This is a genomic window from Xenorhabdus budapestensis (assembly GCF_002632465.1).
Taxonomy (GTDB): Bacteria; Pseudomonadota; Gammaproteobacteria; order Enterobacterales; family Enterobacteriaceae; genus Xenorhabdus; species Xenorhabdus budapestensis.
The window spans coordinates 506,453-522,072 of record NZ_NIBS01000001.1; the positions used below are offsets into that span (position 1 = coordinate 506,453).

Here is a 15,620-nt window from a genome sequence, read left to right on the forward strand (position 1 = left end):
AAATGAAATGTTTGCTGGTGGCATTATATGGTGCGATAGACTGAAACGGCAAATAATAGTCTCGAATCACCTGTTTTAAATCATATTTGGGCACATCTGGAGACAGTTGCAGCCTGATTATTCCTGCCATTTTTCAAATTGTAGCTTTATTGGCGATGTTCACTCATCTTGGTTACCTAGTATCTGTTATATAGATCTATGTTCCCCGGAGTTTGTTCCCTTGCCGTTGAACCGTATCTTGAAATTTATTGAGTATGGCTGCAACTGGAGATTTGGTTGGAATCAGATTCCGTTTAGCTGATTACTGCTTTTATCGGATAAGTGTAAAACAGCAGATGTAATACATTGAGCGTAAAGTGGAAGCCGACAGCTACCCATAAACGTCCACTCCACATCCATGCTATACCATAAATCAGACCCGCCAGTGTTGCGAAAGCCATCAGCAGGGCACCACCAGCAAGATGGGCAACACCAAATAGTAGCGAAGTTATGATAAGTGCAAAATAAGGGCTCATCCACTGGCTGAGTTTTTGTTGAATATAACCACGGAACAAGGCTTCTTCTGCCAATGAAACGAAGAAGATATTGGCAGCAACAAATACAGGAAACCAGTTAGGGAGATGGAGTTCAACGGATAATCCACCGAGAACAGTCGCGAGTCCTAATAACGCAGGTATAGTTGTGATTAATAGTGCCCAACCATGTGTAGGAGCATTAACCACCGGATTACGGCGGAATAAACTCGGCATGCAGCATAATAAAATAAAGGGGATCAAAGCTTTATCAAAATTAAAATACATGGAAAAAGGGGCGCTGAGTGGCCCAACTTGTACTTTATTCAGATATTTCAGGTTATGAAAACCGGGGATGTAATGTATAAATAACAAAATACTCACGATAACCAATAGCAATTCGGTAATGTTTTTACCGATAGCATGTTTTTTGGTATTGAAATAGATATGTGTTACACCCAACACACTTATCATTAATAGTGAGATAATCGCGGGATAGGCCAGCACGTGAGTGCTGATCCCAACAACAATCGCTAAAAGTGCAATGAAAAAAGCGATTTTTTGGCGAATATCTAGCAGTGCCAACGAAGCAGCAAGTAAAGTCCAGCCCATACAACTCTCGGTTATTTTTGAAAAAATAGGTAAATAGTCTAAAAATAGACTGGGATTTTATAGCAAGAGAAGAAAAATTCAAAAAAAATAATAAAAAATACCAAAAAAGTGTTCCGTACCATTCTGTGAACTGGCGCACAATCTTCTTCATTCGAGAGACGGTGCAGTGTGTAGACTTACCCTCTCTTAGTTTCATTTGAGAGGGGGTATTATTAAGTCATCACGAAAGTGAGCGAGAAGTCAGCTCTGTTTCATATCGGTAGACATCACCATCAGGAATGAATTTCAGCCGATGAGTAATACACTCAGGCGCATCTTCCTGGTGGTGAGAAACAAACAAAAGTTGAGTATCACCACTTCTAATCATGATATCAATGAAGCGCAGGACTAATTGACGATTAAGTGGGTCAAGCCCTTGTAATGGCTCATCCAGAATTAATAATGCCGGATGTTTCACTAAAGCGCGGGCAATCAATACCAACCGCTGCTGTCCCCACGACAAGCTATGAAATGGACTGTTTGCAGTTGCGCCGGATAAACCTAACAGTATTAGCCATTCATCAGCTAATTGTTGCTGGCGATCTGAAACTGCCTGATAAAGCCCGATAGAGTCGAAGAAACCGGAGAGGATAACATTGCGGACGCTGGTACTGACACGGTATTCGAGATGAATACTATTGCTGACATAACCAATATGACGTTTTATATCCCAGATAGTCTCACCACTTCCTCGTTGGCGGCCAAATAAAACCAGGTGATTGCTATAACCTTGAGGATGCTCGCCAGTGATCAGACTGAGAAGAGTGGATTTTCCAGCACCATTTTCACCGATGATTTGCCAGTGTTCACCAGGGATAATCTGCCAGTTCAGGCCATGTAATATTGGTTTATCGTTGTATTTAACAACCATATTGTGCATTGATACTAAAGGTTGATCTGCGGGGAGTTGCTTATCAATCCGATATTCATCTGGCTCTGGTAGTTGAATATTTTTTAGAGCTTCACTGTGTGCTAACTGTGCGACAAGAGATTCAGCCAAAATACGCTTTTTTTCTCCGGCTAACGTCAAATGACAATCGGCCAATACACCAATTTGTTCGACAAAATCAGGGATCTGGTTAAATCGGTTTAAGATTAAAACCAGAGTGATGCCTTTTGTGGTCAGAGTCTCTAATAACTGAGATAACTGATTTCTGGCATAAGCATCTAACCCGTCAAAAGGCTCATCAAGGATTAAAAGGTCTGGATCGGCCATTAATGCCTGGCAAAGCAATACTTTGCGTACTTCTCCAGTAGAAAGATATTTAAAACGGCGTGAAAGCAAGTCTTTAATGCCAAAGTATTTTGTCAGTTCAAGGCACAATTCATTGTCTTTGTGATACATTTGGATCACTTCTGCGGCAGTACGTCCCGTATCTTCTTCTTCTCTGAGCAAATCTGTATTGTTGCGTTGCCATTCTTCATCGATCAGCTGCTGAAGCTGCTCGAAAGAGAGTCGTATCGGAGTATGAAAAGAGCAATGTGTTTCACCTGTCAGTTGAGTTAATTCATTTGATAAAACACGAGCCAGAGAAGACTTTCCACTGCCATTCGCGCCGACAAATGCCCAGCTTTCCCCGGAAATAATTTTTAGTGACGGTAGCCGCAGAATACGGGTGTCACTTAAACGGAAACTACCTTGCTTTACTTGCAATTCAGACATTTCTATTCCTTTTTAAGCAACATCAACTAAAGGATCACAGAAATAAGCGTAATAATGTTCAATGTCAATGAGTAACCGTCTGTTATTCGTTATGGGTTGATATTTTAGGAAGGGAGGTACAAAAATTGTTACAGAAATCGTTACAACAATCGTCACAACAACAGTACAGATGCCCCTGACAGTAAGTATCAGGGGGGCAAGCATCAATAACATATCGCTAATTAATATAGTGCTGCAATAATCACCTTATCTGCATTAAAAAGCGCAGTCACGGGATCATGCAGTTGAAGAGCCAAATCTTCTATTTCCTGATTGGATAACGTGACACAGAGCGATTCACCGCCATCAAGGGTCAGGATAATTTCACTGCATTGTTTTCCTGTTTCAATCTGGCTGATTTGACCAGATAACCTATTCTCAAAAGAGATATTGTTGGAGGAAGTTGCAGCTACAGTGCCTTTGCTTAAGGTAATCCACGGAGCCTTAATTAAGGCGATCACTTCTTTGCCTTTTACCAGATTTAATCGGTTAGCGCTTTGCTCTGTTACCGCAACACAGATTGATGTTTTGTCATCAGCCAGCAGGATACGGATATTTTGCTGAATGTTCTCATAATCACGCTCGACAATTGTTCCGAAAAATTGATTTCTGGCACTTGTTTGCAGGGAAAAGCGGGATATGGCTGCCAACAGGCCATCCAAAGGCAATGAATCCTGATTGAGAACATCAAATGCTTTTTGCTGAATTTTTTCCAGCAGATCGTAGAGCTGTATCAGACGTTCACCATAACGTGTAAGTTGGGCACCTCCACCACCTTTACCACCAGTTGCACGATCAACCATTAACTCATCTGCGAGATGGTTCATTTCATTGATAGCATCCCAGGCACTTTTATAGCTGATACCAGCTTGCTTGGCTCCCTGACTGATGGAACCCGTGATTTTAATCTGTTTTAGTAACTCGATTCGTCGGGGATCGGCGAAAACCCGATGCTGCAATTTGAGTGTTAACAATATTTCTGCTTGCATAGTGATTTATTCAGGCAACTATTTGAAAGTTTTTACAGAATAACTGTAAGAATCGCACGTTTCGTCGGTTACTGTTACCTTTTTATTGTCTAGAATAGCGAGATTGTCGTCTGTGCAGTACGTTGCTCTTGCTCTGATAGGGGAAAAGAGAGTTAAATACGGTACAGTTTATTTTGGACTAGATGATAGTCACTCATGATATGAGGTTTACATGTTTGAGTTGATTAAAAGTATGGCGTTTTCGCTGGTCATGGTTCCTGTTGTCATGGTAGTAATTCTGGGATTGATTTATGGACTTGGCGAGCTGTTTAACATTATTTCCAAAAATGAAACGAAAAATCTTGAACGGAAGCTTTGATTTCAGTTGATTGATTATCAGAGTTTATCTTACCCGGTTTTTCCGGGTAATTTTTTTGCTTTACGCTTTTTTTTCATCAACTGCCAGCTTACAAATAAAAATTCTCCACATCTAGATTGCAACACCTGCCCTGAGTGAACACAAAAACTAAAATTGGCTCACAACTTGCCGATTAATCTCAGAATAGTATTTTCATTTAACGTTGTATCTTGTTATATACAGCGCACGGTCTTGGTTATCATAAGTGGAATACAACATGAAAAAGCGCATCGCAAAGAATTTTTATCAGTTACTGACAGGAACCGTAGTTTCTTTTGCACTTGTCGGAAATAGTTGGGCTGCGGAGAGAGTGACTGTTTTCGCTGCTGCATCATTAACGAATGCACTTAATGATATTGCTGAGCAGTATAAAAAAGAAAATCGGGGAGATATTGTCGCTTCTTACGCATCGTCTTCAACATTAGCTCGCCAGATAGAGCAGGGAGCGCCCGCAGATATCTTTGTTTCTGCTGATCAACAATGGATGGATTATGTTTCTGATAAGAAACTCATTGTTGAAAATACTCGTCATACTTTGCTGGGGAATCAACTGGTCTTGATTGCTCCCAAAGAGAGTAAACTGAATAAAGTCGATATCAATCGAGAAACAAAATGGCAGTCTTTATTGTCTGGAGGACGTTTAGCGGTTGGTGACCCTGATCATGTTCCTGTTGGTATTTATGCCAAAGAATCCCTTCAGTATCTGGGAGCATGGAACTTGGTTAACCCATTGTTGGCTCGTACCAATAATGTACGCAGTGGTATGGCTTTGGTGGAACGGGAAGAAGTACCATTGGGAATTGTCTATGGTTCTGATGCCGTTGCCAGCAAGAAAGTGAAAGTGGTTGGTATATTCCCGCAAGAAAGTCATAAACCAGTGGAATATCCCATTGCAATTATTAAAGGTCATGAAAATCAGGCGGTACGTGATTTTTATGATCATCTCAAAACCCCTGAAGCCGTTAACATTTTCAAACGTTACGGTTTTAGTCCACTGTAGGAACTATTCTTTTGGAGATGTTAAGTGAATATGAATGGCAGGCAATTTTACTGAGCCTGAAAGTCTCAGGTATTGCGGTGTTATTCAGTTTGCCATTAGGGATCTTGATGGCATGGGTTTTGGCGCGCTGTCAGTTTTTTGGAAAGTCTCTGCTTGATAGCCTTATCCATCTGCCGCTGGTATTACCTCCGGTTGTTGTTGGTTATCTGTTGTTAATCAGCATGGGACGTCGAGGTGTGCTTGGGGAATTTCTTTATAATTGGTTTGGCATTAGCTTTGCGTTTAACTGGACAGGAGCGGCGCTGGCTTCGGCAGTTGTATCTTTTCCGCTAATGGTCAGGGCTATCCGGTTGGCATTGGAGGCCATAGACCTTCGTCTGGAGCAGGCCGCACGCACATTAGGAGCAAGTTCACTTAAAGTCTTTTTTACCATTACTTTACCGCTTTCATTACCGGGAATAATTGTTGGCTCTGTGCTGGCGTTTGCCCGTTCACTGGGGGAATTTGGTGCAACAATCACTTTTGTATCGAATATCCCCGGAGAAACACGCACCATCCCTCTGGCTATGTACACATTGATTGAAATGCCTGGTGCAGAAACGGCAGCCGCTCGTTTATGTGTCATTGCTGTAGTACTCGCCTTGGTTTCATTGTTGATCTCTGAGTGGTTAACTCGTTGGGGAAGAAAGCGGTTGGGGGCGGCATGTTAGAGCTAAGTTTTAAACAGCGTTTGGGTGATCTGCATATGCAGATTGATACCACTTTGCCAACAGAAAGCATTACTGCCATATTTGGGCTTTCAGGGGCAGGTAAAACTTCGTTAATCAATGTCATCGCTGGTTTAACCCGACCGCAAAAAGGCAGAATTGCCTTGAATGAACGTATCTTGGTTGATACAGAACAAAAAATTCTTCTGCCACCAGAAAAGCGCCGAATTGGATATGTGTTTCAGGATGCCCGTCTTTTTCCTCATTATCGGGTCAAAGGGAATTTGCAATATGGCATGTCACCCGATATGCAACTGCAATTTGATAAAATTGTAGATTTACTCGGTCTTGAACATTTACTGTCCCGCTTCCCGATGACTTTATCAGGAGGTGAAAAACAGCGAGTTGCAATTGGGCGTGCATTACTGACCGGGCCTGAATTACTGTTGATGGATGAACCAATGGCTTCACTGGATCTGCCGCGTAAACGTGAATTGTTGCCTTATCTGGAAAAATTGTCTTACGACGTCAAGATCCCAATCCTGTATGTCAGTCATAGTTTGGATGAAGTTATCCGTTTAGCAGATAACGTTGTTGTTATGGATAAGGGAAAAATCAGAGCCACAGGTTCACTGGAAGAAGTATGGTCAAACAGCATACTGCGTCCGTGGTTACAAAAAGAGAGTCTTAGCAGCATATTACCTGTGACTGTGATGGATCACCACCAACGTCATCAGATGACGGCGGTAGCGGTGGGAGATAAAGCCCTTTGGCTGCCGAAAATTGATACAGTTGCAGGAACTGATTTGCATATCCGAATTGATGCATCGGATGTCTCTTTAATATTAGAACCACCAAGAGGCAGCAGTATCCGTAATACCTTACTGGTGAAGGTCATCGAGATCTTTGAAGAGGCTGGTCAGGTTGATGTCAAATTGTCGTTAAGCGATCAATTTCTATGGGCAAGGATCACACTATGGGCGCGGGAAGAGCTTAACTTACGCACAGGGCAATGGTTATATGCTCAGATAAAGAGTATTTCACTGAATCGTCACTTGTAAAAACAACTATTCACGAAAGAAAATTACTGAGAAAAAAGAACAGAGTCGGTGGTACGGGGAGTAAAACTGTTTTTCACTTCCCCTTGAATCCGGCTAATTAAGTGAAAAACTAAAGCACATATTTTCGAATTACTTCCGCAATACCGGGCTGAGTATTGTTCTTCGTGACAAGATCTGCCCGTGTTTTGACATCATCAACAGCATTTCCCATAGCAACACCCAAGCCTGCGGTTTCCAGCATACTGAGATCATTAAAGTTATCGCCAAAGGCAATGACATCTTTCATGCTCATCCCTTGTGACTCTACCCATTGTTGTAAACGCATTCCTTTGCTATTGCCTTTTTTAGTGATATCGATTTGGTCAAACCATGACCATTCACATTCCAGGCCCACATTTTTCTCAATCTGCTCGCTGACCTCACGCAGTTTCTCTAAATCGGGGGAGCTGGTGGCTAACTTCCAGATGAAATTCACATTGTGCAGAGCTTCCTGAAAATTCTTGATGTGCTGGAGAATAGGGCGTTGGTGTTCAGGCAGAGAATTTGACCACGCAAGGGTACGGGTAACTGTGTGTGGAAATTCATATAAAATAGCATCATCAACGTACATCAGATGCTCAACTTCCGTATCTTGCAAATAAGAAAGTGCTTGAGAGGCTTCTTGAATAGAGAGAGGATTGGCAGCCAGAACCTTTTTAGCGTGGTAATCGTATGAATAAGCCCCGTTACAGCAAATAGCCGGAGTATCGAGTTGGAGTGCTTGATAGAAAGGGTGAATGGCAACATGATGACGCCCAGTGACAATCAAGACTTTAATACCCGCCTGGCAAGCTTCATTTAGGGCTGTTATTGACTCTGGCAGAATATTTTTTTGTGGATCAAGTAATGTTCCATCCAGATCCAGCGCGATAACGCGGTATGACATGAGTTAGCCTCTAGGTTGTTGATGATTTAATCAAATATTATATGTTAATTAAAAACAGTTAAACCGATATACACCTGGTTTAACAAACAAATTTTTCCAAGAATCATTACAGATCAATAAAATAGTGATGGAGCTTTAAGGAGAGAAAATGAAACAAGTGGTTTATACAGCCAGTCCGAATAGTCGTCAGATTCATGTCTGGTCTCTGAATATTGTTGGAGAACTTTCGTTACTCCAAACGGTAAATGTACCGGGTGAAGTACAACCGATGGTGGTTAATCCTGATGGTAAACACTTATATGTAGGGATACGACCTCAATTCAACATCGTCACTTATAAAATTGGTTCTGATGGGCGATTGCAGCAGCAAGCCATTGCCCCATTACCGGGTAGCCCGACCCATATTTCAACGGACAAAGCAGGGCGTTTTTTATTTTCTGTTTCCTATAGCTTCAATAATTTAAGTATTCACCCTATTGACAAAAATGGTGTGGTTAATGCGCCGACCCAAATTGTAGAAGGGTTGAAAGCGCCACATTCGGCCAATATTGATCGGGAGAATCGCCAGTTATTGGTTCCATGTTTGAAAGAAGATCATATTCGTATTTTTGATTTGAATGAGCAGGGATATCTGGCAGAAAGCCGTGCTGACGAAATCACAACAGAAGCGGGTGCAGGTCCACGCCATATGGCTTTTCATCCAGAAAAAGAGGCAATTTATTGTATAAATGAACTCGATTCAACCGTGAATGTGCTGCGTAAATGGGAAAAGTACCGCATAGTACAATCTGTTGATTCATTGCCTGCTGATTTTTCTAGTGTCCGTTGGTCTGCGGATATTCATATCACGCCGGATGGCCGCCATCTCTATACTAGTGAGCGTTCTGAAAGTGTGATTAGTCACTTCCGTGTTTCAGAAGATGGCTATCATCTGACATTAGCAGGACATTCCCTGACAGAAAGTCAGCCTCGTGGTTTTGCCATAGATTACAGTGGTAACTTTTTAATCTCTTCAGGGCAGAAATCCGATCATATTTCAGTATCCAGCATTGATAAATACACCGGAAAACTGACCCAACTGGCACGTTATCCGGTTGGTAAAAGCCCTATGTGGGTAACAGTATTGGCATTGTAATTAGAAGCCGCGCAAATTTTTAGCGCGGCATTTGATTCTTCTTCTGAAGAATTATACTGATATCCGTTGTCTTTTAGGCAAGGTTAAAGGTGCCAACCCCTGAGAAAACAATAGGATATGTAACCAGTATATGATGTTGATATACAGAAATTAAATCTCCCAAATAAACATGTCCTTTAAATAAACGCAGATAGATTTTTTGAGGGTAAATGAAAAGTTGGAAATTAAGTGGAGTGTTTATAATTGTATTGGTATGGTGTATCACACCGCCAAGATAGAGATGGTTAAAATTCAATTGTGGCATATTATATCCACCATAAATATACCCATTGAAATTAGCACTCCTTCTTGTATTCGGAGCAGTTCCAATTAAAACAGGATAAGATGATACTTGAATAAACGGATAACTTCCATACTGGAGGTATGTGTTAATATTAAAATATCCACTGACATATTCTGTTATATTTAAGCCTGGATGAGGTAATGCATTTGCCCCAGGGTTTTTCCCAAATAAATGAGCCAGCTCAGGTTTCTCTTTTGCTATTGCCTCATAATGTGATTGTTCTTGCTCATACATGTCGTTAGACTGTGTAAATATAGCTTCCAGCTCTTCTTTAGAAGGTACAACTAAATTTTCTTGATTCATGATATATCCCTCTCTAGTTAGAATAAATATGACAGTGTACGCAATATATCAGAAAATTTATTTTTAAATGATGAAGAATATAGCCAATTAGTTACTAATATTTATCAATGACTGATTTTCGAGGTTAAACAGGGTAATTATATGGCGAGTTTAATGACATAAATCGATAAATAAGTAAGTAGAAAAATAGAAGAGAGAATTAAATTTTGAGGAAGAAATAAAGCCAGCATCATTATTAATGCTGACCTTAATTGTTAAATTATTGCATCAGTAATAGCATTTGTCAGTTTCGACAACTGTCCAGGCTGAATAATATAAGGAGGCATTAAATAAATTAAGCGTCCAAATGGTCTTATCCAAACCCCCTGTTGTACGAAATGATGCTGTAGAGAGGCCATATCAACAGGCTGTTTCATTTCTACAACGCCAATTGCACCTAATACCCGCACATCTTTAACAGTTTTATGTGATTTCAGAGATAGCAACTCTCTTTTTAACTGGGATTCAATTGATTGAATACGCTGTTGCCACTGGCTTCCAGTCAGTAGTTTCAGACTGGCGCTGGCAACGGCACAAGCCAGTGGATTGCCCATAAAAGTTGGGCCATGCATAAAACAGCCAGCCTCACTCTGGCTGATGATTTCTGCTACATGGCGGGTTGTTAACGTTGCGGATAACGTCATATAACCACCTGTCAGTGCCTTACCTAAGCATAAAATATCTGGTTCGATATCAGCATGTTCACAGGCAAATAACTTGCCTGTGCGGCCAAATCCAGTAGCGATTTCATCCGCAATCAGCAAAATTTGGTATTCATGACAAAGCTGACGAACCTGACGCAAATACTCAGGGTGATAAATTCGCATTCCACCTGCTCCCTGAACAATCGGTTCCAGAATAACAGCGGCGATTTCATCATGATGCTGTTGCATTAATTGCCGGAAAGAAGCGATATCTTCTGGTTGCCATTCACCATCAAAACGGGATTGAGGGGCATCCGCAAACAGATGATTGGGGAGATAGCCTTTATAAAGGCTATGCATTGAATTATCAGGATCGCAGACCGACATTGCGCCGAAAGTGTCGCCATGATAACCATGACGTAGTGTCAGAAATTTCTGGCGTCTTTTTTTCTGTTTTTTCCCTTTGGCTTGCCAATATTGCAGCGCCATTTTCATGGCAACTTCCACGGCAACAGATCCAGAATCGGCCAGAAAAACACACTCTAATGGTGCAGGGGTCATTGCTACTAGCTGTTTACACAGCTCAATAGCAGGTGGATGGATAATACCGCCAAACATGACATGAGACATCTTGTCAATTTGCGACATTGCCGCTTCATTAAGCATAGAATGATTGTAGCCGTGGATAGCGGCCCACCATGAAGACATACCATCAATTAACTTACGACCATCTGACAATACCAGTTCAACGCCACTGGCTGAAACAACAGGATAAGTCGGCAGGGGATTGCTCATTGATGTATACGGATGCCAGATATGGCGCAGGTCGAATTCAATATCTGAAAGATTCATGACAAATTTATTGTAAACCTTTTGTGGTCTATTTTAGTTGACATGATAGCGGCGTTATTTAAACTGACAACGTTTTTTCACACTGGAGAAATTACTGTGAGTGAGCGTCAACAATGGACCATCAAACAGGCGCAGGTGCTGTTTGATAAACCTTTTTTTGAATTATTGTTTCAGGCACAGCAGATACACCGCGAACATTTTGATCCACAGCAAGTACAGGTCAGTACACTTCTTTCAATAAAAACTGGAGCCTGTCCAGAAGACTGTAAGTATTGTCCACAAAGTTCCCGTTATAAAACTGGTCTGGAAAAAGAACGCCTGATGGAAGTGGAAAAAGTCATTGAATCTGCACGCAAAGCAAAAAGTGCGGGTTCAACCCGTTTTTGTATGGGGGCAGCATGGAAAAACCCACACGAACGGGATATGCCTTATCTGGAGAAGATGGTTGAAGAAGTTAAGGCATTGGGCATGGAAACCTGTATGACACTGGGAATGTTGAACCAATCTCAGGCACAGCGTCTGGCAGAGGCGGGTCTGGACTACTATAACCATAATCTGGACACCTCACCGGAATTTTACGGCAATATCATTACCACACGCAGTTATCAGGACAGGCTGGATACACTGGAAAATGTCAGGGATGTAGGCATTAAGGTGTGCTCTGGAGGTATTGTGGGTTTGGGGGAGGAAATTCGTGACCGGGCAGCATTGTTGGTACAACTGGCAAACCTGCCGAAACCGCCTGAAAGTGTGCCAATCAACATGCTGGTAAAAGTGAAAGGAACACCGTTGGAAAGTAACGAAGACGTCGATCCATTTGACTTTATCCGCACCATTGCGGTGGCTCGGATCATGATGCCGAAATCTCATGTCCGCTTATCCGCAGGGCGTGAACAGATGAATGAACAGACTCAGGCTATGTGTTTTATGGCCGGAGCCAACTCTATTTTTTATGGTTGTAAATTGCTGACGACCCCGAATCCTGAGGAAGACAAAGACCTGCAACTGTTCCGCAGATTGGGCATCAATCCTCAACAGACAAAAACAGCATTCGGTGACAATCAGCAGCAGCAATACCTGACAGAAGCACTTATAAACAATACTGATAATGAACAATTCTATAATGCGGCAATATGATGAATTGGTCAGATTCTATCTCCCGGCGTTTGGCTGAACGCCGGGGCACATCTTTATGGCGTAGCAGGCAGGTCCATTTGGGTTCAGATGGGCAACTCTTAGACACTTCTGATGGTCAGTACCTGAACTTTTCCAGTAACGACTACCTCGGATTGAGCCAACATCCGCAAATTATTGCCGCCTGGCAACAAGGGGCGGAGCAGTATGGTGTAGGCAGCGGTGGTTCGGGGCATGTTACAGGTTATACCGCAGCTCACTATATGTTGGAGCAACAACTGGCAGAGTGGCTTGGTTATTCCCGGGCTTTACTGTTCATTTCTGGCTATGCCGCTAATCAAGGAGTGATAGCCGCATTGATGGAAAAAGAGGATCGTATCATTGCTGATCGCCTGAGCCATGCTTCATTGATGGAAGCAGCTATGCAATCTCCAGCTCAACTGCGGCGCTTTCTGCACAATAATCCTGATTCTCTGAAACAGCATCTGGCAAAAGAGTGTGCAGGTAAAACATTAGTGGTCACTGAGGGCATTTTCAGTATGGATGGAGATAGCGCACCACTTGATGTGATTGCACAACAAGCACAATCTACGGGCAGTTGGTTAATGGTTGATGATGCTCACGGTATCGGTATTCGTGGGGATGAAGGACGGGGCAGTTGTTGGTTACAGGATGTGAAACCAGAGCTTTTAATCGTCACATTTGGTAAAGCATTTGGTTTGAGTGGTGCGGCTGTGTTGTGTGATGAAAAGACCGCAGAGTACCTGATTCAATATTCCCGACACTTGATTTACAGCACGTCTATGCCGCCTGCTCAGGCTGTAGCTCTTTCTGAAGCTGTGCGGCAAATCCGGGCTGGAGACGAATTACGCTATCGTCTGCAAAATAATATCCGTTATTTTCGCCGTAAGGCGCAAAACTTACCTTTTTCCCTGATGGATTCTGAAATTGCTATTCAACCTGTGATCATTGGTGATAATGAACGTTGTATCGCCTTATCCCACTTGCTTATGCAACAAAAAGTATGGGTGAAAGCGATTCTTCCACCGACAGTACCACCGGATAGTGCCCGCTTGCGTGTCACACTGACAGCAAATCATACCCGACAAAATATTGATGTATTACTGGAGGCATTGCGTGGATCTGGCTGTTAAATATGTTGATAAACAGGCGATTGCGGGGGCTTTTGGCCGGGCTGCCTCTTACTATGACACTGCTGCGAAGCTGCAACAACAAACCGGGGAATACCTGATGGAATTGGCACGGGCAGAAGATACTGGTATGCGGGTATTGGATGCCGGTTGTGGCACAGGTTTTTTTAGTGAACGCTGGAAACAATGGGGTAAACAGGTTATTGCATTGGATCTGGCTGCCGGCATGTTAAACCATGCTCAAAGTCAGCAAGTTGCTGACTATTATCTGCAAGGCGATATTGAGCATTTAGGGCTGGCAGATAGTAGTGTGGATATCTGTTTCAGTAACTTGGCTGTACAGTGGTGTAATGATCTGCCATGTGCATTGCAGGAATTCCATCGCGTAACCCGTCCCGGAGGTTTTATTTTATTCTCCACTCTTGCACAGGGTTCACTGTGTGAACTGGAAGCAGCATGGGAGCGCATTGATTCTTATCGACACATCAATCAATTTCTGTCCTTGCAGGCAATTGCTGATGCGTGTCAACCGTATCGGCATCAATTCATACACAAGCAATATAGTCAGTATTTTCCACAGTTGCTGCCTTTATTGAATTCCTTGAAAGGTATCGGAGCTACACACCTTCATCGTGGCCGTCAACAGGGCTTGATGACGAGAAAACGCCTGAATGCTCTTTCAGAAGTGTATCCGAGAAATAATGGGAATTATCCATTAAGCTATCAAATTGCTTTCGGAGTCATTTACTGTGACAAATAAATACTTTCTTACTGGGACTGATACCGAAGTGGGTAAAACGGTTGTCAGTTGCGCCTTATTACAAGCGGCGAATAAAAAAGGCTATCAAACTGCGGGTTATAAACCAGTGGCATCAGGCAGTGAAGTGACTTCGGAAGGGTTACGTAATGGCGATGCTTTGGTTTTGCAGTATAACAGTTCAGTATCTCTGTCTTATCAGGAAGTTAATCCATTAGTATTTGTTGAACCTACTTCTCCCCATATTGTCAGTGCTGAACTCAATCAGCCGATCGAGTTTACTGTGATGTCACAAGGTCTGGAAAAATTGGCGGCAAAAGCGAATTGGGTGTTAGTTGAAGGGGCTGGTGGTTGGTATACGCCGTTATCTGAAAATACCACTTTTGCAGATTGGGTGGTTCAGGAAAAACTGCCTGTGATCTTGACAGTAGGGATCAAATTGGGCTGTATTAACCATGCAGTCTTAACAGCAAAAGTTATTCGAGATGCAGGTTTGGAATTAGTGGGTTGGATTGCTAATGAAATTGAACCTGCTGGCAAGCGTCAGGATGAGTATTTAGCAACATTAAAACGGATGATTTCTGCGCCGTTACTTGGTGTTATACCCCATTTAAGTGACTCAGATAAAAAAAATAATATTGGAGAATATATAAATATTGATTTATTGGTTAACTAATTATTTATTCTCCATTAGTTAAAGTAGACCCCTGAATAAATGGGTTCAAATTGAGGTGTTGGCATAAAATATGCTTCATTTTAACAATTATTGCGCTATTTTTGAACAAAAAATAGCGTAAAACTATTTCAAAATAGTATGAAAACATTTCATTATTGAAGAAATCCACAGAAGAGGATAACTCTGCAACCTCCCATACCTAATAGGATTTGTTGAGTTATCCACTATTCCTGTGGATAACCTTGTGTATTAGGTTTAGAAAAGTAGTCTGACACAAGATGATACGCGGCTTGCGCAAGATTTGCTGTTATTCTCTCCTTTTGGTTTTTTTTATTTAAAATTAGTTGGTTATATAAAATCAATCCTTTTCGATGCCTCTTTACTATTCCCTGCTTTATCATTTCAGTAGCTAAAATGAAAATAGAAAAAAGCAAAATGGCTATCTGGGGATAAAAGTAATCTCAACTAATGTTAATGCACCTTATGGTTGTTTCTGCCCTTGGTTAACGTCTATCAGATATAACTTTTGAATTAGAGATAATATTATTTTGCTAATCTACTTGAAGCTGGTTTTTTATCCAGTATTATAAGAGTGTTTTGGCTAGCATATATACGCTATGAATTTCAACGTGCAGTCAGCCA

Annotated in this window: 15 protein-coding genes; 9 read left to right on the forward strand and 6 right to left on the reverse strand. The window is 41.9% G+C overall.

The window, feature by feature from the left end; genetic code table 11:
• Positions 1 to 293 precede the first annotated feature (293 nt).
• The 3 genes from Xbud_RS02325 to modE all read right to left on the reverse strand — a co-directional run bounded on the left by Xbud_RS02325 (position 294) and on the right by modE (position 3,854).
• The gene (locus tag Xbud_RS02325; RefSeq protein WP_099134537.1) at positions 294 to 1,124 is read right to left on the reverse strand and encodes a CPBP family intramembrane glutamic endopeptidase; all 831 of its coding nucleotides are present in this window, start codon (positions 1,122 to 1,124) and stop codon (positions 294 to 296) included.
• Positions 1,125 to 1,344: 220 nt separating this feature from the next.
• Positions 1,345 to 2,826: a molybdate ABC transporter ATP-binding protein ModF gene (gene modF / locus Xbud_RS02330; RefSeq protein ID WP_099134538.1), complete on the reverse strand. Its 1,482-nt coding sequence runs from the start codon at positions 2,824 to 2,826 to the stop codon at positions 1,345 to 1,347.
• A 221-nt stretch (positions 2,827 to 3,047) separates the two neighbouring features.
• Positions 3,048 to 3,854 (reverse strand): molybdenum-dependent transcriptional regulator, encoded by an 807-nt coding sequence (gene modE / locus Xbud_RS02335; protein WP_099134539.1) that lies wholly within the window; start codon positions 3,852 to 3,854, stop codon positions 3,048 to 3,050.
• A gap of 211 nt (positions 3,855 to 4,065) precedes the next feature.
• On the opposite strand from modE, the gene Xbud_RS02340 reads away from it, so the two are divergent.
• The 4 genes from Xbud_RS02340 (at position 4,066) to modC (ending at position 7,019) form a co-directional block, all read left to right on the forward strand.
• The gene (locus tag Xbud_RS02340; protein ID WP_099134540.1) at positions 4,066 to 4,212 is read left to right on the forward strand and encodes an AcrZ family multidrug efflux pump-associated protein; all 147 of its coding nucleotides are present in this window, start codon (positions 4,066 to 4,068) and stop codon (positions 4,210 to 4,212) included.
• 256 nt (positions 4,213 to 4,468) lie between these two features.
• The gene (modA, locus tag Xbud_RS02345) at positions 4,469 to 5,251 is read left to right on the forward strand and encodes a molybdate ABC transporter substrate-binding protein (protein ID WP_099134541.1); all 783 of its coding nucleotides are present in this window, start codon (positions 4,469 to 4,471) and stop codon (positions 5,249 to 5,251) included.
• A gap of 17 nt (positions 5,252 to 5,268) precedes the next feature.
• Positions 5,269 to 5,961 carry a molybdate ABC transporter permease subunit gene (modB, locus tag Xbud_RS02350; protein ID WP_099134542.1) on the forward strand — a complete coding sequence of 231 codons (693 nt, stop codon included), beginning with the start codon at positions 5,269 to 5,271 and terminating at the stop codon, positions 5,959 to 5,961.
• A complete protein-coding gene (gene modC, locus Xbud_RS02355; protein WP_169923012.1) occupies positions 5,955 to 7,019 on the forward strand; it encodes a molybdenum ABC transporter ATP-binding protein ModC in 1,065 nt (354 codons plus the stop codon). Before modB ends, modC begins: the two co-directional genes overlap by 7 nt.
• Before the next feature lie 109 nt (positions 7,020 to 7,128).
• On the opposite strand, the gene Xbud_RS02360 is transcribed toward modC, so the two are convergent.
• Positions 7,129 to 7,944 carry a pyridoxal phosphatase gene (locus tag Xbud_RS02360; protein WP_099134544.1) on the reverse strand — a complete coding sequence of 272 codons (816 nt, stop codon included), beginning with the start codon at positions 7,942 to 7,944 and terminating at the stop codon, positions 7,129 to 7,131.
• A gap of 148 nt (positions 7,945 to 8,092) precedes the next feature.
• Here Xbud_RS02360 and pgl point away from each other — a divergent pair, with 148 nt between their 5' ends.
• Positions 8,093 to 9,079: a 6-phosphogluconolactonase gene (pgl, locus tag Xbud_RS02365; protein WP_099134545.1), complete on the forward strand. Its 987-nt coding sequence runs from the start codon at positions 8,093 to 8,095 to the stop codon at positions 9,077 to 9,079.
• 73 nt (positions 9,080 to 9,152) lie between these two features.
• Here the strand turns inward: pgl and Xbud_RS02370 are convergent, their stop codons facing one another.
• Positions 9,153 to 9,725 (reverse strand): hypothetical protein, encoded by a 573-nt coding sequence (locus Xbud_RS02370; protein WP_099134546.1) that lies wholly within the window; start codon positions 9,723 to 9,725, stop codon positions 9,153 to 9,155.
• Positions 9,726 to 9,979: 254 nt separating this feature from the next.
• On the reverse strand, positions 9,980 to 11,260 hold the full coding sequence (bioA, locus tag Xbud_RS02375; RefSeq protein WP_099134547.1) for an adenosylmethionine--8-amino-7-oxononanoate transaminase: 1,281 nt from the start codon (positions 11,258 to 11,260) through the stop codon (positions 9,980 to 9,982).
• A 96-nt stretch (positions 11,261 to 11,356) separates the two neighbouring features.
• On the opposite strand from bioA, the gene bioB reads away from it, so the two are divergent.
• The 4 genes from bioB to bioD are packed head-to-tail and all read left to right on the forward strand — an operon-like array spanning position 11,357 to position 14,978.
• Positions 11,357 to 12,397, forward strand: a complete 1,041-nt coding sequence (bioB, locus tag Xbud_RS02380) for a biotin synthase BioB (protein WP_099134548.1) — start codon at positions 11,357 to 11,359, stop codon at positions 12,395 to 12,397.
• Entirely contained in the window at positions 12,397 to 13,548 is a 1,152-nt protein-coding gene (gene bioF / locus Xbud_RS02385; RefSeq protein WP_099134549.1) for an 8-amino-7-oxononanoate synthase, read from the forward strand. The genes bioB and bioF overlap by 1 nt, the downstream gene beginning before the upstream one ends.
• Positions 13,511 to 14,305 (forward strand): malonyl-ACP O-methyltransferase BioC, encoded by a 795-nt coding sequence (gene bioC, locus Xbud_RS02390; protein ID WP_211283481.1) that lies wholly within the window; start codon positions 13,511 to 13,513, stop codon positions 14,303 to 14,305. The genes bioF and bioC overlap by 38 nt, the downstream gene beginning before the upstream one ends.
• Positions 14,295 to 14,978 (forward strand): dethiobiotin synthase, encoded by a 684-nt coding sequence (gene bioD / locus Xbud_RS02395; protein WP_099134551.1) that lies wholly within the window; start codon positions 14,295 to 14,297, stop codon positions 14,976 to 14,978. Before bioC ends, bioD begins: the two co-directional genes overlap by 11 nt.
• Positions 14,979 to 15,620: the final 642 nt, after the last annotated feature.

Excerpts from the sequence above, each read along its gene's own strand:
- Xbud_RS02325 (WP_099134537.1), bottom strand. The coding sequence starts at position 1,124 with ATGGGCTGGACTTTACTTGCTGCTTCGTTGGCACTGCTAGATATTCGC.
- modF (WP_099134538.1), bottom strand. The coding sequence starts at position 2,826 with ATGTCTGAATTGCAAGTAAAGCAAGGTAGTTTCCGTTTAAGTGACACC.
- modE (WP_099134539.1), bottom strand. The coding sequence starts at position 3,854 with ATGCAAGCAGAAATATTGTTAACACTCAAATTGCAGCATCGGGTTTTC.
- Xbud_RS02340 (WP_099134540.1), top strand. The coding sequence starts at position 4,066 with ATGTTTGAGTTGATTAAAAGTATGGCGTTTTCGCTGGTCATGGTTCCT.
- modA (WP_099134541.1), top strand. The coding sequence starts at position 4,469 with ATGAAAAAGCGCATCGCAAAGAATTTTTATCAGTTACTGACAGGAACC.
- modB (WP_099134542.1), top strand. The coding sequence starts at position 5,269 with ATGTTAAGTGAATATGAATGGCAGGCAATTTTACTGAGCCTGAAAGTC.
- modC (WP_169923012.1), top strand. The coding sequence starts at position 5,955 with ATGTTAGAGCTAAGTTTTAAACAGCGTTTGGGTGATCTGCATATGCAG.
- Xbud_RS02360 (WP_099134544.1), bottom strand. The coding sequence starts at position 7,944 with ATGTCATACCGCGTTATCGCGCTGGATCTGGATGGAACATTACTTGAT.
- pgl (WP_099134545.1), top strand. The coding sequence starts at position 8,093 with ATGAAACAAGTGGTTTATACAGCCAGTCCGAATAGTCGTCAGATTCAT.
- Xbud_RS02370 (WP_099134546.1), bottom strand. The coding sequence starts at position 9,725 with ATGAATCAAGAAAATTTAGTTGTACCTTCTAAAGAAGAGCTGGAAGCT.
- bioA (WP_099134547.1), bottom strand. The coding sequence starts at position 11,260 with ATGAATCTTTCAGATATTGAATTCGACCTGCGCCATATCTGGCATCCG.
- bioF (WP_099134549.1), top strand. The coding sequence starts at position 12,397 with ATGAATTGGTCAGATTCTATCTCCCGGCGTTTGGCTGAACGCCGGGGC.
- bioC (WP_211283481.1), top strand. The coding sequence starts at position 13,511 with ATGTATTACTGGAGGCATTGCGTGGATCTGGCTGTTAAATATGTTGAT.